The following is a 19091-nucleotide window of genomic DNA, read 5'->3' as shown; positions in this document are numbered from 1 at the left end:
AGAACAATGCGTAAGGTCATTCCGATCATGGCAGCGGCCATGCTGATCCCGGCCGCAGCGTTTGCACAGACGACCACCGGCGGCACGTCGGGTTCCACCACGGGTAGCACCATGGGAACGATGGGCGGTCAGACCACCACCTCGCCGACCGACCAGACGACCACGTCGGGCAGCACGACGACGTCCGGCAAGGCGACCAAGCGCGGCCGCCGCGGCAGCTCGACCACGGGTAGCTCGACCACGGGCACCATGGGAGGCACCACGGGCAGCACCACCGGCACGATGGACGGCACCACCGGCACGACGACGGGTACGCCCGACACGATGGGTGGCACCACCGGCACCGGCACGGGCACGACCACCGGCACGATGGGTGGTACTACGGGCACGATGGGCGGCACGTCGACGACGGGCAGCATGGGCGGCACCACCGGCGGTACGACCACCGGCGGCACGACCACCCCGCAATAAGCGCCTCGTCGAAGGACACGAAGAGCCGGGTGGCGATGCCGCCCGGCTTTTTCGTGCCCGGCGTAGATCAGTCGGCGAAGGGATCGCGGACCAGGATCGTGTCCTCGCGCTCCGGGCTGGTCGATACCAGCGCTACCGGGCACCGGATCAGCTCCTCGACCCGGCGGATGTATTTGATCGCCTGCGCCGGCAGGTCGGCCCAGCTGCGCGCGCCCGCGGTCGACTGCTGCCAGCCTTCCATCACCTCGTAGATCGGCTCGACGGCGGCCTGATCGGCGGCATGTGCCGGGAAATAGTCGAGCTCCTCGCCGCGCAAACGGTAGCCGGTGCAGATCTTCACCTGGTCGAAGCCGTCGAGCACGTCGATCTTGGTCAGCGCGATGCCGGTGATCCCGCCGACCGCCGCCGACTGGCGCAGCAGCACCGTGTCGATCCAACCGCAGCGCCGCTTGCGGCCCGTGACGGTGCCGAACTCATGGCCCCGCTGCCCCAGCCGCTCGCCCGTCTCGTCATCGAGTTCCGTCGGGAACGGCCCCGATCCGACGCGCGTCGTATAGGCCTTGGCGATGCCCAGCACGAAGCCGACCGCCGCCGGCCCCAGCCCCGATCCGCCCGCCGCGGTGCCGGCGATGGTGTTGGACGAGGTGACGAACGGATAGGTGCCGTGATCGACGTCGAGCAGCACGCCCTGCGCGCCTTCGAACAGGATGCGCTTGCCGCGTCCCTTCGCCGCATTGAGGTCGCGCCACACCGGCTTGGCGAACGGCAGCACGAAGCCGGCGATCTCGCGCAGCTCCGCCAGCAGCCCCTCGCGATCGATCGCCGGCGCGCCGAAGCCCGCCCGCAACGCGTCGTGATGCGCCAGCAGCCGGTCGAGCTGCGGCCCGAGGTCGTCGAGATGGGCAAGATCGCAGACGCGGATCGCGCGGCGGCCGACCTTGTCTTCATATGCCGGGCCGATGCCGCGGCGCGTCGTGCCGATCTTGCCCGCGCCGCTCGCATCCTCGCGCAGGCCGTCGAGGTCGCGGTGCAGCGGCAGGATCAGCGCGCAGGTGTCGGCGATGCGCAGCGTCTCGGGCGACGCCGCCACGCCCTGCCCCGCCAGCCGCTCGATCTCCGCCTTGAGCGCCCAGGGGTCGAGCACCACGCCATTGCCGATCACCGATGGCGTGCCGCGGACGATGCCCGACGGCAGCAGCGACAGCTTGTAGACGTTGTCGCCGACGACGAGCGTGTGGCCGGCGTTATGCCCGCCCTGGAAGCGCACCACCATGTCGGCGCGCTCGGCGAGCCAGTCGACGATCTTGCCCTTGCCTTCGTCGCCCCATTGCGCGCCGATGACTGCTACGTTGGCCATGGATACAGGTCTCCGCCTGCCGGCGTTGATCCCTCGCGCCCTTCGACAGGACTCGGCGCGAGCGATGGTCCTGAAATGCGAGGGCGCGGGTACCGGGGTGCGGGCTGCGGGTCAACCGCTTGGCGGTGGATTGCCAAAACGGACCGGATGCACTATACCATGCCTACCAAACGACATGGCACTGCCATTGGACGAACCCCCGCCATTGCCGTGGCGGGGGTTCTTTCGTTTGGGGAGACGCGTTGCCGCGCGCCTCCCCGCCCGTTGCACCTACTTGTGACGCGACACTTCGACCACCTTCAGGAGAAGGGTGCCGAAGCCGAACAACGCCGCAAGAAACAGGCACACGTCACCAAACGACATGGCTGCCTCCCATCGGAATGGCGGCAGGATCGCCGCCACCTAAGGCTTAGCGTCCATTTCGGATCGATGTCACACGAAAGTGGCGGCTACAGCGCCCGCGCCTCGCCCTCGACGAACAGGTGCGTCGCCAGTTGCGCCTCCGGCGTATCGTGCGGCTCCAGCGCCGCGACGGTGACCCAGCCTGCTGCGCGCATGGCCGCGCCGGCCTGCGGCGGCGTGCCGAAGGGCAGGAACAGGCGGCGGCGCGTGCCCGCGACCGCATTGGCGGCGATCAGGTCGGCGAACAGCGAAAATCCGGTCGCCGCCTCTTCGCGCCCGTCGCCATGAACGATCGTATAGGTGCCGCCGCGCCCCACCTCGCGCGCGACGCCGCGCGCGAACAACGAGAAGCCGAGCCACGTCTGATATTCGAACCCGTGCCGCTCGGTAGGGTCAAGCGTCAGCGTCACTCCATCACCGATCTCGCCCGCGATCCGGGTGAGGCCGTCCAGCCGCGACGCGAGCGCGCCGCTGGTGTCAAAGACGCGCAGCCGCTCGATCGCGTCCGCGAACGGCCCCGCCGCGGCGATCAACGGCAGATAGGCCGGCGCGATCTCGGCGACGCCGCCGGCATCCTTGGCATCCAGCCGCTCGCGCAGCCGCGCGATGCGATCGGCCGGCACCGGCAGCGGTCCTGTAGCGAGGACGCCGACGAGGTCGGGCAGCGTGAAGTCGATCGATACCCCCGCGACGCCGGCCGCGGCGAGGCCCGCTACCGCCACGCCGACCACCTCCTGCGCCGCGGCGATCGAATCGAGGCCGATCAGTTCCGCCCCCACCTGCCGCCGCTCGCGTCCCGGCTGCAGCGGCGAAGCGCGCAACTGCAGCACCGAACCGGCATAGGACAGGCGCACGGGACGCGGGTGGTGCCCCATCCGCGTCGCCGCGATCCGCGCGACCTGCGCGGTCAGGTCCGGCCGGATCGCCATCGTCGTCTGGCTGACCGGATCGACGAAGCGCACCGCATCGCGCAAGGCGCCTGCCTTCAGCCGCTCGGCAAGCCCGTCGGCGAATTCGGCAAGCGGCGGATCGACCCGTTCGTAGCCGTGGCCGTGCGCCGCCTCCAGCACCCGCCCCTCGACCGCCGCGGCGGCGTCGGCGAAAGGCGGCAGGCGGTCGTGGAATCCTTCGGGAAGCAGGCCGGACGTGGTCATACGGCGGCGGATAGCGTCACCATCCGCGGAGCGCCATAGCCGCGATGCACGGTCGCGCGAACCCGACGTCGCTCCAGAACCAACCGACATCCAATCCTCCCCCGCCAGGGGGGAGGATGAAGAGGATCCCTCATCCTGAATAGCGATCAGCCCTAGTGCGCCGGTACCGGGGCACGTGGCGGCGCATCCGCCGCGGGTGCTGGCGCGGGCGAGCGTTCCGGTGCGCGCACGGGCAGTTCCACCGTCGGGGCGCCGCCGCGCTGCTTCAGGCGGATCGGCGCGCTCGGCGCCTCGGTCATGCCGCCGATGCCGGATCCCATCCCCGCCTTGCGCCGGCCGTGCAGCCCGTCGATCTCCGCCTGCCGCCGTTGCAGGTAGAAATCGCGCGCATTGGCATAAGGGTCGCCGGGCGCCGCATCGATCGCCTTGTACGTCTGGTCGAATTCGGCTCGATGATCGAGCGCGCCGAGCACCCCGGCGGGCACCGCGAAGCGGGGATCGGTCACCCCCTGCCCCAGCGTGATCGGCAGGATCAGCCGGTCGACCGCTCCGCCGAACAGGTCGCGGATCGTCGTCGGGCCGACCAGCGGCAGGTAGAGGAAGGTGCCGTTGGGCACGCCGTAGAAGCCCAGCGTATTGGCGAAGCCGTTACTGCGTCGCGGCAGCTTGAACGGCTTGCGGCGGGCGATGTCGAACAGGCCGATCACGCCGACGGTGGTATTGACCACGAAACGGCCGGCGGTTTCCAGCGCCTTGCCGATCTTGTGCTGGAGCAGGAAGTTGAGGAAGACGACCGGCTCGCGCAGATTGTAGAGGACGTTGTGGATCCCGTCGCGGACCGGCTTCGGCAGCGACTTGCTGTAGGCCGAAGACAGCGGACCGATCAGCGCGCGATCCACCGCCTGCGTCACCTCGAACGATTTGCCGTTGATGTCGGCGAACGGGTCGGGCGCTTCCCAGTCGGCACGCGCGGTGACGAGGATGTCGGCCTGCGTCCCCGCATCGGCCTGAGGCAGTGCAGGCAGTGCGGGCGGCGGCACCACGGGATCCGGCGTCGCGGGTGGTGCCGGCATCGGTGCGAGCGGCGGCTGCACGGCCGGTGGCCCGCTCGCAGCATCGGCCGACTGCGGTGAGTCGGACGAAGCCGGCGTCGCACTCTGGTCGAGGGGAAACACCGGCGGCGGGGCGACGGACGATGGCTGTCCCAACGACAGCATGATCGCAAGCATCGACACGCCCACTCGCCCCCCCCCGTTTCACGCCAGCCCCCGCCGGTGTCGCCTGCATAACCGCAACGCACGTGCAACGAAAGAGCGGGGGGGCCGGTCGCCCCCCTTTGGTTCAGACGATCAGAACGACAGCCCCATCGCCGTCTTCACCCCCGGCAAAGCCTTCACCTTGCCAAGCAGGTCCGCATCCACCGGTTCGTCGACCGACAGCAGCAGCACCGCCTCGCCGCCCGCCTGACGGCGGCCGAGGTGGAAGGTGCCGATGTTGACCCCCGCCTCGCCCAGCGCGGTGCCGAGCCGGCCGATGAAGCCCGGCGCGTCCTCGTTGACGACGTAGAGCATCGGGCCGGCAAGGTCGGCCTCCACCTTGATGCCGAACAGTTCGACGAGCCGCGGCGCCTGGTCGCCGAACAGCGTGCCCGCCACCGAACGTTCGCCGTCGGCGGTCTTCACCGACACGCGCAGCAGCGTGTGGTAGTCGCCTTCGCGCTCGGTGCGCACCTCGCGCACCTCCATGCCGCGGTCGCGGGCGAGCAGCGGCGCGTTGACCATGTTGACCGTATCGGTCTGGTTGCGCAGGAAGCCCGCCAGCACCGCGCTGACGATCGGCTTGGCGTTCAATTCCGCCGCCGCGCCCTCGGTATGCACCGAGATGCGCGTGATCGCGCCGGTGGTCAGCTGGCCGACCAGCGACCCCAGCTTTTCGGCGAGCGCCATGTACGGCTTCAGCTTCGGCGCTTCCTCGGCGCTGAGGCTCGGCATGTTGAGCGCGTTGGTGACGCCGCCCGACACCAGGAAATCGGCCATCTGCTCGGCGACCTGGATCGCGACGTTGACCTGCGCCTCGGTCGTCGACGCGCCGAGATGCGGCGTGGACACGAAATTGGGCGTGCCGAACAGCGGCGAGGCCTTGGCCGGCTCCTCGACGAACACGTCCAGCGCCGCGCCGCCGATATGGCCGCTGTCGAGCCCCTCCTTCAGTGCCGCCTCGTCGATCAGGCCGCCCCGCGCGCAGTTGATGATGCGCACGCCCTTCTTCGTCCTCGCCAACGCCTCGGCCGACAGGATGTTGCGCGTCTGGTCGGTCAGCGGCGTGTGCAGCGTGATGAAGTCGGCGCGCGCCAGCAATTCGTCCAGCGTCACCTTCTCGACGCCCATCTCCACCGCGCGTTCGGGCGTCAGGAACGGATCGAAGGCGACGACCTTCATCTTGAGCCCGCGCGCACGGTCGGCGACGATCGATCCGATGTTGCCCGCGCCGATCAGGCCCAGCGTCTTGGCGGTCAGCTCGACCCCCATGAACCGGTTCTTCTCCCACTTGCCGGCCTGCGTCGAAGCATCCGCATCGGGCAGCTGGCGGGCGAGCGCGAACATCAGCGCGATGGCATGTTCGGCGGTGGTGATCGAATTGCCGAACGGCGTGTTCATCACCACCACGCCCTTCGCCGACGCGGCGGGGATATCGACATTGTCGACGCCGATGCCGGCGCGGCCGACGACCTTCAGGTTGGTCGCGTGCTCCAGGATGTCCTTGGTCACCTTGGTCGAGCTGCGGATGGCGAGGCCGTCATACTGACCGATGATTGCCTTCAATTCGTCCGGCGTCTTGCCGGTGATCTCGTCCACCTCGACCCCGCGCTCACGAAAGATCTGCGCGGCCTTGGGGTCCATTTTGTCGGAGATGAGGACTTTGGGCATGGGTTGGGTCCTTCCAAACGAGTGAGAAATCGGCCCCATCCGTCACCCCGGCGCACGCCGGGGTCCATGGATACGGCCCGCTCCATTGGCGGCCGATCGCTGTCCATGGATCCCGGCTTTCGCCGGGATGACGGGGTGGCAGAGGTGTTAAGCGCCGCTCTTCGCGGTCGCGTAGGCCCAGTCGAGCCAAGGCCCGAGCGCCTCGATATCGGCGGTGTCGACGGTCGCGCCGCACCAGATCCTGAGGCCCGGCGGCGCATCGCGATAGCCGGCGACGTCGAACGCCGCGCCTTCCTTTTCCAGCGCGGAGGCCATCGCCTTGATGAAGCCCTCGTCGGCGCCGGCGACGGTCAGGCAGACGCTGGTCTTCGACCGCGATGCCCGATCCTCGGCAAGGTGACCGAGCCAGTCGCGGTCGGCGACGATCCGGTCGAGCGCCGCCGCATTGGCATCCGACCGCGCGATCAGCCCGCCGGCACCCAGCGACTGCGCCCACTCGAGGCTCGCGATCGCATCCTCCACCGCCAGCATCGACGGCGTGTTGATCGTCTCGCCCTTGAAGATACCCTCGGTCAGCTTGCCCTTGGACACGAGGCGGAACACCTTGGGCAGCGGCCAGGCCGGAGTGTAGCTCTCCAGCCGCTCGACCGCGCGCGGGCCGAGGATGATGACGCCATGGCCGCCCTCGCCGCCCAGCACTTTCTGCCAGCTGAACGTCGCGACGTCGATCTTTGCCCAGTCGATGTCATAGGCGAACACGCCCGACGTCGCATCGGCGAAGCTCAGGCCTTGCCGATCGGCAGGAATCCACGCGGCATCCGGCACGCGCACGCCGCTGGTGGTGCCGTTCCAGGTGAACAGCACGTCGTTCGACCAGTCGACCTGGGTAAGGTCGGGCAGCTGCCCGTAATCGGCGCGGATCACGGTGGGATCGATCTTCAGCTGCTTGACCGCATCTGTCACCCAGCCCTCGCCGAAGCTTTCCCAGGCGAGCGTGGTCACCGGCCGTGCGCCCAGCATCGTCCACATCGCCATTTCGAACGCGCCGGTGTCCGAGCCCGGCACGATGCCGATGCGGTGCGTCTCTGGCAGGTTCAGCAGCTCGCGCATCAGGTCGATGCAATGTTGCAGCCGCGCCTTGCCGATCTTCGACCGGTGCGAACGCCCCAGCGAATCGGTGGCGAGCTTCGCCGCATCCCAGCCCGGAGGCTTGGCGCAGGGCCCGGAGCTGAAGAAGGGGCGTGCCGGCTTCGTCGTCGGCTTGTGCGCACCCGTAACGGCGGGTGCGGTGGCGGTATCCGTCAATGTATCTCTCCTCACAGAGAGCGCGCGCCGCGTTGGGACGGCGTGGCCCGCCGACGGCCCTAGAGGCACGGACCGGCGCTGGCAAGGCACTTCTCTCGACAGTGTCCGCAAGGCACGGCAGTGTCCGCCACAAGAACGAGAGGGCGAATCGATGGACCAAGCGCAGGACCCGACCGGCCGTGGCAAAGTCGCGATTGTCCTTGTCTGGCTATGGCTTGCGGTCACATGTCTGGAACACCTGGCGTCGCTGTTCACCATTGCCGTACTCGGCGGTTTCGGCGGTGACATCGCGGCACAGCAACAGCTCCAACTTGCTGATATCTATACGAAGTGGACCTCGTTCGGCAGTCTCGTCGCGCTCGTGGTGACAGGGATCGCGGTGCTGCGCTGGATATCGCTGACGAATCGCAATGCGCAGACCTGGAGCGATCAGGTGGAGGTGACGCCCGGGTGGGCCGTCGGCTGGTTCTTCGTTCCCGTCGCCTGCCTGTTCGTGCCGTTCAAGGGCGTCAGCGCGACATGGCGCGCCACCCTGATGCCCGCGGACATCGAGAGCGTTCCGGTGCCTGCAATCCTGCGCTGGTGGTGGGGCTTGTGGCTGGCGATGAATTTCGCGGGCTATCTGCCGTCCTACCTTCTTCTTCATGCCGTCACGCCCGACCAACTCATCATCGCGCGCTGGTGGAGCGCCGCAGAAATCCTGATCGACGTTCCGCTCGCCCTCGTTCTCGTCCGGGTCATCGCAAGATTGTCGGCGATGCAGCGCGAGGTTTTGATCGAGCGGGAACGCACGATAGATCACGATCATGAGTATGCGTCATGATCGCCGCACCGCAGCGCTGCTTGTCGCGCTGACGCTCGCCGCCTGCGGCCGCACCGAGCGGCCCGTGCCGCAGCAGCGCGAATCGATCGCCACGGTGTCGGTGCGCGAGACGGCGCAATGCCTTGCCGACCTGCGCACGATGAACGTCGCCTATCGCGTGCTGCCCGACACGGATTACGGCAACGGCTGCGGCCTGTCGGGCACCGTGCAGCTGGTCGAGATCGGCGTGCCGGTGACCGGCCTCGGCGCGGTGCGCTGCGGCGAGGCGCGGGCGTTTTCCGGCTGGATCCGCAATGCGGTGGCGCCGGCGGCGTATCAGATCCTCGGCAGCGAACTCGCCAGCGTGCAGAGCATGGGCAGCTACGCGTGTCGCAACGTCGTCGGTTCGGTGCGCAATGCCAGCCGCCGGTCGGGCCATGCCATCGCCAATGCGGTCGACATCGGCGGCGTGACGCTGAAGGACGGGCGCCGATTGAGCGTGCTCGGCGACTGGTCCTCGCCCGATCCGGCCGTGCAACGCTTCTGGACGACGATCCACGATTCGGCCTGCCGCCGCTTCGGCACGGTGCTGTCGCCGGCGTACAATGCCGCGCACCGCAACCACCTGCATCTGGAGGACGACGGCGCCCGCTTCTGCCGCTGACGATTTCGCCCGTTGAGGCAGGCCCGGCTTTGCTCTAACGCCCTCGGATGACTGACACACGCGTACCAGAGCGGGTCTTTCCCCGCGCCCGCCAGGATGCCGCCAGCGCCCAACAGGCGATCTCCACGCCGCAGACCGAGCACCCCGCCTACCAGCTCGCCTTCCAGGACATGGACTTCCTGCTGCGCGAGGATCTGCGCCCGATCCGCTTCCAGCTCGAATTGCTCAAGCCCGAGCTGCTGCTGGAGGAGGCGAAGATCGCCTCCACCTTCGTGATGTACGGTTCGGCGCGCATTCCGGAACCCGCCAAGGCGCAGGCGATGCTGGAGCTCGCCACCGACGATACGTCGCGCGCCATCGCGCAGCGCCTCGTCGACAAGAGCCGCTATTACGAGGTCGCGCGCGAGCTGGCGCAGATCGCCAGCCGCGTGCCGCGCGACCAGAACGGCATGCGCCAGTTCGTCGTCTGCTCCGGCGGCGGCCCGTCGATCATGGAAGCCGCCAACCGCGGCGCGACCGACGTCGGCGCCGAATCGATCGGCCTCAACATCGTGCTGCCGCACGAACAGGCGCCCAATCCCTATGTCACGCCGTCGCTGAGCTTCCAGTTCCACTATTTCGCGCTGCGCAAGATGCACTTCCTCTTGCGCGCCCGCGCCCTCGCCGCCTTCCCGGGCGGGTTCGGCACGTTCGACGAGCTGTTCGAGCTGCTGACGCTGATCCAGACCGGCAAGATCAAGCCGATCCCGGTGCTGCTGTTCGGCCGCGAATTCTGGGAAAAGGTGGTGAACTTCCAGGCCCTGGTCGACGAAGGCGTGGTCAGCCAGCGCGATCTCGGCATCTTCACCTATGTCGAGACCGCCGAAGAGGCCTGGGACGTGGTGCGCGCCTTCTACGAGGAACAGGCGAAGAAGGAGGGGTAACCCCCCAACTCCCTCTCCCCTCGGGAGAGGGAGGGAGGCGCGTCAGCGCCGGAAGGGTGAGGGCGGGCGCGGGACGGCACGAGGAGCGCCACAAGCCGTCGCGCACCGAGCCCTCACCTGTCGCCGTCTGCGACGGCTCTTCCTCTCCCGGAGGGAGAGGAATTGGCGGTCACTTCCCCGCCTTGGCGCCTTCGATCGCGGCGTTCGGATCGACCGAGGGCGCGCCCGATGCCGGCGTGCCGGTGTTGCCGAGGTTGTTGGCGGCATCGGTGTTGGTGATCGAATCCTTGGCGGCGTTGGTCGCCGGCTTCTCCGCACCTTCCTTGGCCGGCGCGGCGCCTGCGGCAGGCGCGGCGGGCAGCGGCAGGTTGGAACCCTGGCTGTTCAGATAGGCGATGACGTTGGCGCGATCCTGCGGGTTGCCGAGGCCGGCGAAGGTCATCTTGGTGCCCGGCGCGAACTTGCGCGGGCTGGTCAGCCACGCGTTCATCTTCTCGAAGTCCCAGTTGCCGCCGACGCCCTTCAGCGCGTCGGAGAAGGCGAAGCCGCCCTTGCCCTGGCCGATCGGCTCGCCCAGCGTGCCGTACAGGTTCGGGCCGATGCCGTTCGCCCCGCCCTGGTTGATCGTGTGGCAGGCGGCGCACTTCTTGAAGACCTCGGCGCCCTTGGCGACGTCCGCGGTCGGCAGCAGCGTCGCGATCGGCACGGCCGCGGCCTCGCCGCCGCCACCGGCTTCCTCGACGCCCTCGATCGCATAGCCCATCTTTTCGGGCCGCTCGCTGTGGAAGATCTGGCCGCCGACGATCGACAGACCGAGCGCGAGCCCGCAGGCTGCCAGCGTCCACCCGGCGATCGTATTGGTGCGGTTGTCCATCTGCCTAACGCTGCCCCTGTTTTCGTTGCATCTGCTGCTCGCGCGGCAAACCCATAGGAAACGGCGCCTGCCTTCGCAAGCGCGCGCTTGATGACGCAGCCGCAGCGCTTTACGCCCCCGCGGCCATGGAAACCTACGCCGCCCCCGCCCGCCCGATCGTCGCCGCGATGACCGCCGCCGCCGCCGCCGCGCCGGATCGCGCCGTCGCCTTTCAGGGCGCACCGGGCGCGAACAGCCATGTCGCGGCGCTGGAGGCGTTCCCGGACGGCCTGCCGCTCCCCTGTTTCGCGTTCGAGGATGCGATCGATGCGGTGCGCGACGGACGCGCCGACTGCGCCGTCATCCCGATCGAGAATTCGCTGCACGGCCGCGTCGCCGACATCCATTTCCTGCTGCCCGAATCCGGGCTGGTCATCACCGGCGAACATTTCCTGTCGATCCGCCACGCGCTGATGGGCACCGGCCCGCGCGATGGGGTGACGGAGGCGATGAGCCACCCGCAGGCGCTGGGCCAATGCCGCCACTGGCTGAAGGCGCACGGCATCCGCCAGGTGTCCTATCCCGACACCGCCGGCGCCGCCGCCTATGTCGCCGAACGCGGCGACCCCGCCGTGGCGGCGCTCGCCCCGCCCGGCGCGGCGGCGATCTACGGCCTCGACCTGCTGGGCGTCGACATCGCCGATGCCGAGCACAACACCACCCGCTTCGTGGTGCTGGCGCGCGGCGGCAAGCCGCCGGTCGGCGACGGCCCCTGGATGACGACGCTGATCTTCGAGGTGAAGAACGTGCCCGCCGCGCTCTACAAGGCGATGGGCGGATTCGCCACCAACGGCGTCAACATGACCAAGCTCGAAAGCTATCAGCGCGGCGGCAGCTTCGCCGCCACCGAATTCTACGCCGATATCCAGGGCAAGCCCGGCGACCCCGCCGTCGACCGCGCGCTGGAGGAACTCGGCTTCCATTCCAAATGGGTCCGCGTGCTCGGCACCTACCGGCGCGCGCGCGAACGGGGCTGAGGCTCAGCCCCCGCCGCCTTTCCTGCCGACGATGTCGTAGTGGATGCGCACCCATGCGCCGATCTGCGGCTTGCCGTTGACGCGGGGCGGGCGGATCTTGAACTGCCACGCCGCCTCGCGGATCGCGCGGGCGAGGCCCAGGCCGGGCCGCGAATCGCCCAGCTGCACGCAATCCTCCACCCGATAGTTCGGCGCGGTGCGGCAGGCGATCTCCGCCCAGGAGCCCGCCGGCACGTCATGATGCGGCATATAGGGGTCGATCTGCGACGGCACCGGCTCGATATACCATTCGGCGGCATAGAGGCGCTGACCGCCCGGCCCGGTGCCGGCCGCGGCCGTTGTCTCGCCGTCGTTGCCGTCACCCTGCCCGTTCGCCGCGGCAAGCTGCTTGCCGGCGCTGCCGCCCGACCGGTCCGACGGGATCTTGCCGACGTCCGTCGCGGCATAATCCTTGCGGCTGAGCATCAGGTAACCGGGAAAGGGCGTATCGACCGGCGGCGTCACCGGCGTCTCCTCCGTCGGCGGCTTGGGCGCGGCGGGCGGCTCGGGTGCGGGGCGGCGGCTGGCGTTGGCGGCACGGGCCGGCGCCTTCTGGCTCTTGGTGGCGGTGGACTGGTTGTCGCCGACCGGCAGCATGTTGACGGTCAGCGACCGGCCCGGCTCCTTGGGCGCATCCAGCGGCGGCGCCAGGCGCAGCAGCAGGAAGACGATGATGAGGTGCGCAAGGATGGTGAGCGCGAGCGAGGTCGCGCGGCGGCGGTCCGACGATGGCTGATAGGACCGCATGGAACTTGCGCGCCTAGCGCGCGCCGCGGCGGGCCGCAACTGCTTCACGATCGCGTCATCCCAGCGCCATCTTCGCCCCCCAAGGCGGCGCGCGATGCAGCACAGAATCGCCTTCTACGATCTCGACCGCACGATCACCCGCGCCGGCACCTGGACGCCGTTCCTGCTGCACGCGGTGATCGCGCATGCGCCGTGGCGGCTCGCGCTGCTGCCCGTCGTGCTCGGCGTGGCGGGGTTGCGCGGCATCGGCCTCGTCCACCGCGACACGCTGAAGCAGGTCATGCACCGCGCCGCGCTCGGCACGCTGACGCCCGACCGCGCCGAACGGATCGCGGCGGGCTGGCTGGCGCGCGTCGGCCCGGGCCAGATCCGCCGCGGCGCCCGCGCGCAGATCGCCGCCGACAGGGCTGCCGGCTATCGGATCGTCATCGCCACCGCCGCCTATGCCTTCTACGCCCGCGCCATCGCCACGGAACTGGGCGCTGACGCCCTGATCGCCACCCGCACCGCCACGGATGCGCGCGGCCGCCTGCTGCCGCGGATCGACGGCGGCAATTGCTACGGCCCCGCCAAGCTCGCGATGATCGAGGCCTGGCTCGCCGAGCAGGGGATCGCCCGCGACGCCGCGCACGTCCGCGTCTATTCCGACCATGTGTCCGACGTGCCCGTGCTCGCCTGGGCCGACGAAGGCGTCGCGGTGAACCCGCATGCCGCCCTCGCCAGCGTCGCCACCGCGCGCGGCTGGCGTCAGGTGGATTGGGATTAGGATTAACGAAACGCGCGGAAGAGCGCGTTTCGAGACGGTGCCGGCCCGCTCCCCCGCCCGACCTCCCACAGAGTATCCTTGATGGGAGGTCGGGCGGGGGAGCGGGCCGGCACCGCGACATGCGCCGACGGCGCATGTCCAGACGAACGCTAAACGATCAGGCCGCGCACCAGGTCGAGGTCGGCGGGCTTGTCGACATCCACCGCCGCCAGGCCATGGCGCGCCGCCACCGCCGCCGCCTTCACCCCCGCCGCCGCACCGAGCCGGGCAAGCGCGTCGGCCAGCGTCAGCCGCCCGCACAGGTAGCGCAGCAGCGTTCCCGCCCCCAGCCGGCGCACGATCCGCCACGGCCGCTTGCGGTCGCGCTCCACGGCCATCCACAGGCGCACCGCCCCCTCGGCTGCCGGGTTGCGCAGCAGGAACAGGTTGCACCCGGACCAGTCGCCATCGGCGAAGCGCAGATAGGTCCGCCGCGTCGGTGGCGCATCGCGCGCGATCACGTCGCGGCGGGCGAGCAGCGCCGCGACATCGGCGTCGGCGGGCGTGTCGGCCAGGAAATCGCGCACCCATTCGGGCCGCAACAGCGCATGATCCGCGGTGGTGACCAGCAACGGCGTGCCGAGCGCCGACAGGCCGGCGAGCGTGCTGAGGCTCGGCCCGGCGGCGGCATCGATCGGCTCCGCACCGATCCGCAGCGCCTCGGCCCGCACGCCCGGGCTGTTCGCCGATACCGCGATCCGGCCCGCGCCGGCCGCGCGCAAGGCGTCGACGACGCGCGCCAGCATCGTCGCCTCGCCCAGCCGGATCAGCGCCTTATCATCGACGCCGGCATAGGCCGCGACCGGGTCCGTCCCGCCGCGCGATCCCGCCAGCACCAGCACGTCGAACGTCATGGCTGGCGGTTATGCCACACCCGCCACATCACGCCAGGCGCGGCGAGCACCGGATGCCGCTCGCGCCACGGCGTCAGCGGCAGTGCGACGCCGGTGTGCCGCTGCAGCTTCCACAGGCCGTAGCGGGCGGCGCCGTCGAAGGTGAAGGCCGCCTTCACCAGCCGGGCGAGGTTGAGCCATTTGCCGCTGCGCTGGCGCAGCCACCAGGCGGCGAGCGTCGCCCGCCGGTCGGCCTCCTCCACCTGCGGCACATAATCCTCGCCGCGCCGTGCATGTCCGATTCCCGCCCCCTGCCAGGCGAGCGGCAGCAGTTGCGCGAACCGGTCGGGCGCGAAGGCGATGATCTGCCGTTCGCGCCCCGGCGCCTCGACGCGCAGTTCGGCCGAATAGGTCTGCCGGAACAGCGCCAGCCAGTAATCGGCCGCGCTGCCGTGCTGGGGGCCGAGCACCGCGGCGAAGCGCGATGCGGTCGCCGCGGCATAGGCGACGCTGCGCACCACCCGCATGCGGATCAGCGGATCGGCCGCCCAGACCAGCGCGGCGGGTTGTGCGAAGCGCGTCCAGATCGTCGTATCCACCGTCCGCCCCTCGGCGGCGCGGCAAAAGGTGTCGAGCGGCATCGTCGCCACCTTGGCGCGGATCACCTGCGCGCCCAGCGTCACCTCGTGGAAGCTGACGTCCGGCCACAGCGTCCGCGTCGCCCAGGCGCGCAGTCCCCAGCCCTTGGGAGGGGGGGTGAGCACGTAGAAATCCAGCACGCCGTCGAGGTCGCCGGTGCGCAGCACCGATCCGTAGAACAGCACCGCGCTGCCACCCAGCCGCCGCACCACCTCGCGCGCGACGGCGGCGATATCGGGGGCGACCGGCGTTTCCAGTTCGTCGGCGACGAACGACAGCAACGTCGCGGTCACGGCACCGCGAACCGGATCGGCGCTCCCGCCCGGATGGTCAGGTCGCCACCGGGATAATGTTCGCCGTCGAGGATGAACCCCTCGTCCGCCTGCACCCGCAGCGTGCGCGGATCGGACCGTGCGAAGCCCGCGGCGACCGCCGGGCTGCCTTCCGTTCCGGTCAGGATCGGCTTCAGCATGCGGAACAGGTGGCGCGGCGGCGCATCCACGGTCAGCATCTTGAGGCCGGCGCGCTGGCGGCCGAACGGCTTCAGGCCCAGCGGCATCCGCTCCAGCGTGGAGGCGAGCAGCAGGTAGAGCGGCCGTGCCGTCGCCGGTGCGCCGTCCGCCGCCACCCGGATCGTGGTGCCGCGCCGCCAGGCGTTATCGGCGCCGCCGAACAGCGTCTGCGCGATGCTCCAGCCGAGCGACAGCGCCACGGCGATGCCGTTGAACGCGCCCGCGCGGTGTGTGCTCTGCGCCAGCTCGGTCGCCCGCACGAATCCGCCCATGCCGAGCAGGAAGCCGCGCGCATCGGGCCGCGTCGCTTCGCCGCGCAGGATCTCGACCGGTTCGCGCCGCACGAATCGCCCGGCGCGCGCCGCCGCGATCGCATCGCGCACCGCCCAGTCTTCGGGGATGCCCAGGTCCAGTGCCAGCGCGTTGGTCTTGCCCGACGGGATGATCGCCATCGCCGGCAAAGTGTCGAACACCCGCGACGCCGCCGTCATCACGTCGCGCAGCGTGCCGTCGCCGCCGTTCACCACCAGCAGGTCGATGCCCCGCGCCGCATAGTCGCGCAGCGTGTCCTCCAGCGCCTCGAACGTGTCGGGCGCGGCATAGGCGACGTCCGGCCAGTGATCGAGGCGCATGCCGTGGCGCAGGTTGCGGTGGCTGCGGCCGTTGGCGATCACCCCGACCAGCAGCGGTGCGGACGCTGCCGGCGGCGGCTTGGCCACCGGCGGCAGGGCACGGCTCGCCGGCGCGCGAAACGCCTCGGCACCGCGGAACAGCGCGCGGCCTGCCGCACCCGTTCCAGCCGCACCGGCCAGCAGCCGTTTATCGATGCGCGTCGCCAACCCTGTCGCCTCCGTCACGCGGTCTTCATGAAACCGTCACAAAGGGGAATTTGGGCAGGATTACGGCCCTAACAAGACTCCTGATCCAGATTGCAACGATTTCGCCCGATCCAGCTGATTTACAACAGAACTCAGGCCGGGACGGATGGTTTCGCCTGCAACAGCGACCAGGTGGCGATTCCCAGCAGCAGCGCGACCACCAGCGCATTGACCAGCACCGCGATCGACACGCCGATCACCTCCAGCGACGGGCTGAGCCAGAAACTGATGCCGAACAGCGCGACGATGCCGATCACCCGCGCGACGAAGGTCGCGCCGATCCGGTTGGCGGCGAGCAGCAGCGGCTCGAACCCGACGGTGACGAGGTCGATGCACCCCGCCGCCGCCAGCCACAGCAGGATCGGATAGGCGCGGCCGAACGCCTTGCCGCCCATCAGCGTCAGCACCGGATGGCCGAACAGCACCACGATCAGGAAGGCGAAGGCGGCGACCACCGTCGCCATCAGGAACGACCGCAGGATCATCTGCCGCACGCGGGCAAGGCCGCCCGCCGCCACCGCCCGCACGATCTCGGGAAAGGCGGCGCGGGCGAGCAGTTGCGACACCTTGGTCAGCGCCTGCGCCAGTTGCAGCGCGAGCCGGAACGCGCCGGCGGAGGCGGTGCCGACGGTGCCGCCGACCAGCAGCAGCGGGATCTGCTTGGCGGACAGGCCGAGCGACGAGCTTGCGTTGGTGGCGAGCGAGAAGCGCACGATGCCGGGATGGTCGCGCACCACGTCGCGCACGCCCGTGCCGCGCGCGAACAGCAGCCGCAGGTCGCCGGTCCGCGCCAGCGCCCCCCAATAGGCCGCCGCGGTCAGCACCTCGGCCAGGCCCCAGGCGATCAGGAATCCGGTGACGCTCGGCAGCACCACCGCCGCCGTCACCGCGCCGATCAGCCGCACCACCGGCGTCACGCTGTCGGCCGCGGCGGCGAAGGAGAAGCGGTCGCGCAGCCGCAGGATGCCGAGCGGCGTCGAGCGGATCGACAGCAGTTGCGCCACGGTGAAGATCATCGTCGCGCGGGCATGGACCGGCCGCACGCCCAGCGCCTCGCCCCAGGTGCGGATGATGACCGCCGCCAGCACGACGCCCAGGATCGCGCTGGCGAGGTCGAGCAGTCCGCACGCCTTGAACAGGCGGGCGAGCCGCGCCTCGCCGCCGGGCTCGACATGGCCGGTGCCGTAGCGGACGATGATCTGCCACGTCTGGAAACCGACCACCGTCGCCAGCGCCTGGCTCGCCCCGGTGATGAGCGCGAAGCGGCCGAAGCCCTCAACGCCCAGCGTGCGGGTGACGATGGCGAGGTAGACGAGGCTCAGCACCGCCAGCACGCCGCGGCTCGCCAGCATCCAGCCCAGATTGCGCGCGATCGCCCGGATGGCGCCGGTCTTGGGCACGTCCCCGCCCTGCGCCCCGCCGCTCATGCCGGGCGCGCCGCCGCTTACGCCAGCCAGCTGACGATCCTCTGCCCGCGCGCCGCCGCGGCCATCGCCTGGAACAGGCGGACGAGGTGGACGACCAGCGACAGCATCGTCCACACCGCCACCGCGACGATCCCCCAGTCCGGCCGGGTCACCAGCAGCCCTGCGAACAGGATCACCATGTTGGGATTGCGCCGCGCGGTGACCAGGCGGAATTGGCTGTCGAATCGCTGCCACACGTGGATGTGCATCCCGAACCGGGCGATGAACGCCCCCTCGATCAGCCGTTGCGCGACATAGCCGAACAGCATCGCGGCGATCACCGCGACGAAGGTATCGTGGCCGAGCGGCCGGCCGTAGACGGCGCACCCCGTCGCCCACGCCCACCACCAGAAGGGCGGATGGATCAGGTCGACGCCGTGATCCCAGGCATTGCCGAGCGCCGACGAGGTGATCGTGCAACGCGCCAGCTTGCCGTCGACGGTGTCGAGCACCATGAAGACGAGGCCGATGGCAAGCCCGCTCCAGAACCAGCCGTACCAGAAGGCGACCGTGGCGACGATGCACAGCACCGATCCGATGGCGGTCACCTGATTGGGCGAGATGCCCGCACGCGCGCACAGCCGGGTGAGCACCAGCGCCCATTCCGGCCAGAGATATTTGGTCAGCAGGTCGGTGACGCCCTTGTAGGCGCCGGTATAGCTCGCCCGCTCGATGGCGGGCACGCTGGCCGCGGTCAGCCGCTCGGCGAAGGGGCGCTCGCGCTTGCGCAGCGCTTCGTTGAAGATGCCGCCTTCGTCCTCCGCCTCGATCACCGCCAGATCGCCCGCCTCCAGCGGCAGGTCCGCCGCCATCGCCGCCGCGATCCGCGTGCCGCCGGCGCCGTCGACATGCGCCAGCACCGGCACGCCGCCGCGGGTCAGCACGGTGCCCGGCCGCGCGACGAGATGCGGCAGCCACGCGGGATCGAAGGCGAAGGCGCTGTTGGCGAGCAGCACGGCCCCGGCCTCATCACCGACCACGTCCGCAAACGGCAGCTTGCGCGCCGCCGCCAGCCGCCGCAGCCGCTCGGTGGTGCTCATCCCCCACAGCGGCGTCGTGTTGCTGCCGACGGGAACCACGGTCGGTCGGGGCGAGGAAGCGGATGCGGCCATGACGCGTGCGATAGCGTCACCTGCGCGTCCGGGATAGTCGGGACGGATCAACCGCTTGGCGAGTCCCTGCCCCGCCCGCCCGCCGTCCCCAGGGCCATCGCATATGGCTGTCTGATCCGCGACGGTGGTCCTTCATCCTCCGTCATGCCGGACTCGGTCCGGCAT

At 70.1% G+C, this 19091-nt stretch carries 18 protein-coding genes; 6 read left to right on the top strand and 12 right to left on the bottom strand.

Translation table 11 applies throughout. The features are described 5' to 3' along the window. Positions 1–6 precede the first annotated feature (6 nt). The gene (locus ACTZQ5_RS11210) at positions 7–471 is read left to right on the top strand and encodes a hypothetical protein (RefSeq protein WP_443585273.1); all 465 of its coding nucleotides are present in this window, start codon (positions 7–9) and stop codon (positions 469–471) included. Positions 472–538: 67 nt separating this feature from the next. Here the strand turns inward: ACTZQ5_RS11210 and ACTZQ5_RS11205 are convergent, their stop codons facing one another. The 5 genes from ACTZQ5_RS11205 to ACTZQ5_RS11185 all read right to left on the bottom strand — a co-directional run bounded on the left by ACTZQ5_RS11205 (position 539) and on the right by ACTZQ5_RS11185 (position 7616). Continuing rightward, complete coding sequence (locus tag ACTZQ5_RS11205) at positions 539–1828, bottom strand: adenylosuccinate synthase (RefSeq protein ID WP_443585272.1); 1290 nt, start codon at positions 1826–1828, stop codon at positions 539–541. Positions 1829–2277: 449 nt separating this feature from the next. Then, a complete protein-coding gene (locus ACTZQ5_RS11200; RefSeq protein WP_443585271.1) occupies positions 2278–3384 on the bottom strand; it encodes an ATP phosphoribosyltransferase regulatory subunit in 1107 nt (368 codons plus the stop codon). Positions 3385–3536: 152 nt separating this feature from the next. Beyond that, positions 3537–4613 carry an MlaA family lipoprotein gene (locus tag ACTZQ5_RS11195; RefSeq protein WP_443585341.1) on the bottom strand — a complete coding sequence of 359 codons (1077 nt, stop codon included), beginning with the start codon at positions 4611–4613 and terminating at the stop codon, positions 3537–3539. A gap of 120 nt (positions 4614–4733) precedes the next feature. Next, complete coding sequence (gene serA, locus ACTZQ5_RS11190; RefSeq protein ID WP_443585270.1) at positions 4734–6311, bottom strand: phosphoglycerate dehydrogenase; 1578 nt, start codon at positions 6309–6311, stop codon at positions 4734–4736. 147 nt (positions 6312–6458) lie between these two features. Then, the gene (locus ACTZQ5_RS11185; RefSeq protein WP_443585269.1) at positions 6459–7616 is read right to left on the bottom strand and encodes a phosphoserine transaminase; all 1158 of its coding nucleotides are present in this window, start codon (positions 7614–7616) and stop codon (positions 6459–6461) included. A 151-nt stretch (positions 7617–7767) separates the two neighbouring features. Between ACTZQ5_RS11185 and ACTZQ5_RS11180 the strand changes: the two genes are divergently transcribed. Genes ACTZQ5_RS11180 through ACTZQ5_RS11170 form a run of 3 tightly spaced genes read left to right on the top strand, consistent with a single transcriptional unit; the run spans position 7768 to position 10005 of the window. After that, positions 7768–8439, top strand: coding sequence for a DUF4328 domain-containing protein (locus tag ACTZQ5_RS11180; RefSeq protein ID WP_443585268.1), 672 nt, complete (start codon positions 7768–7770; stop codon positions 8437–8439). Beyond that, positions 8423–9082: an extensin family protein gene (locus ACTZQ5_RS11175; RefSeq protein WP_443585267.1), complete on the top strand. Its 660-nt coding sequence runs from the start codon at positions 8423–8425 to the stop codon at positions 9080–9082. Before ACTZQ5_RS11180 ends, ACTZQ5_RS11175 begins: the two co-directional genes overlap by 17 nt. 47 nt (positions 9083–9129) lie before the next feature. After that, on the top strand, positions 9130–10005 hold the full coding sequence (locus tag ACTZQ5_RS11170; protein WP_443585266.1) for an LOG family protein: 876 nt from the start codon (positions 9130–9132) through the stop codon (positions 10003–10005). Between the two features lie 169 nt (positions 10006–10174). Here the strand turns inward: ACTZQ5_RS11170 and ACTZQ5_RS11165 are convergent, their stop codons facing one another. Continuing rightward, the gene (locus ACTZQ5_RS11165; RefSeq protein WP_443585265.1) at positions 10175–10879 is read right to left on the bottom strand and encodes a c-type cytochrome; all 705 of its coding nucleotides are present in this window, start codon (positions 10877–10879) and stop codon (positions 10175–10177) included. Between the two features lie 125 nt (positions 10880–11004). On the opposite strand from ACTZQ5_RS11165, the gene ACTZQ5_RS11160 reads away from it, so the two are divergent. Further along, positions 11005–11895: a prephenate dehydratase gene (locus ACTZQ5_RS11160; RefSeq protein ID WP_443585264.1), complete on the top strand. Its 891-nt coding sequence runs from the start codon at positions 11005–11007 to the stop codon at positions 11893–11895. A 3-nt stretch (positions 11896–11898) separates the two neighbouring features. Here the strand turns inward: ACTZQ5_RS11160 and ACTZQ5_RS11155 are convergent, their stop codons facing one another. Beyond that, positions 11899–12681: a hypothetical protein gene (locus tag ACTZQ5_RS11155; RefSeq protein ID WP_443585263.1), complete on the bottom strand. Its 783-nt coding sequence runs from the start codon at positions 12679–12681 to the stop codon at positions 11899–11901. A gap of 94 nt (positions 12682–12775) precedes the next feature. Between ACTZQ5_RS11155 and ACTZQ5_RS11150 the strand changes: the two genes are divergently transcribed. Further along, entirely contained in the window at positions 12776–13447 is a 672-nt protein-coding gene (locus ACTZQ5_RS11150; protein ID WP_443585262.1) for an HAD family hydrolase, read from the top strand. A gap of 149 nt (positions 13448–13596) precedes the next feature. On the opposite strand, the gene ACTZQ5_RS11145 is transcribed toward ACTZQ5_RS11150, so the two are convergent. The 5 genes from ACTZQ5_RS11145 to ACTZQ5_RS11125 form a co-directional block, all read right to left on the bottom strand. Next, positions 13597–14340 carry a nucleotidyltransferase family protein gene (locus ACTZQ5_RS11145; RefSeq protein ID WP_443585261.1) on the bottom strand — a complete coding sequence of 248 codons (744 nt, stop codon included), beginning with the start codon at positions 14338–14340 and terminating at the stop codon, positions 13597–13599. Further along, positions 14337–15251 (bottom strand): hypothetical protein, encoded by a 915-nt coding sequence (locus ACTZQ5_RS11140; protein WP_443585260.1) that lies wholly within the window; start codon positions 15249–15251, stop codon positions 14337–14339. The genes ACTZQ5_RS11145 and ACTZQ5_RS11140 overlap by 4 nt, the downstream gene beginning before the upstream one ends. Beyond that, the gene (locus ACTZQ5_RS11135; RefSeq protein ID WP_443585259.1) at positions 15248–16309 is read right to left on the bottom strand and encodes a diacylglycerol/lipid kinase family protein; all 1062 of its coding nucleotides are present in this window, start codon (positions 16307–16309) and stop codon (positions 15248–15250) included. The genes ACTZQ5_RS11140 and ACTZQ5_RS11135 overlap by 4 nt, the downstream gene beginning before the upstream one ends. Before the next feature lie 131 nt (positions 16310–16440). Then, the gene (locus tag ACTZQ5_RS11130) at positions 16441–17775 is read right to left on the bottom strand and encodes a lipopolysaccharide biosynthesis protein (RefSeq protein WP_443585258.1); all 1335 of its coding nucleotides are present in this window, start codon (positions 17773–17775) and stop codon (positions 16441–16443) included. 17 nt (positions 17776–17792) lie between these two features. Further along, entirely contained in the window at positions 17793–18926 is a 1134-nt protein-coding gene (locus ACTZQ5_RS11125; RefSeq protein ID WP_443585257.1) for a CDP-alcohol phosphatidyltransferase family protein, read from the bottom strand. Positions 18927–19091 lie beyond the last annotated feature (165 nt).

This window comes from Sphingomonas cellulosilytica (assembly GCF_052321755.1).
Classification (GTDB): domain Bacteria; phylum Pseudomonadota; class Alphaproteobacteria; order Sphingomonadales; family Sphingomonadaceae; genus Sphingomonas.
The sequence above is the reverse complement of the archived record's forward strand: the minus strand, read 5'-3'. Positions and strand labels throughout refer to the sequence as shown.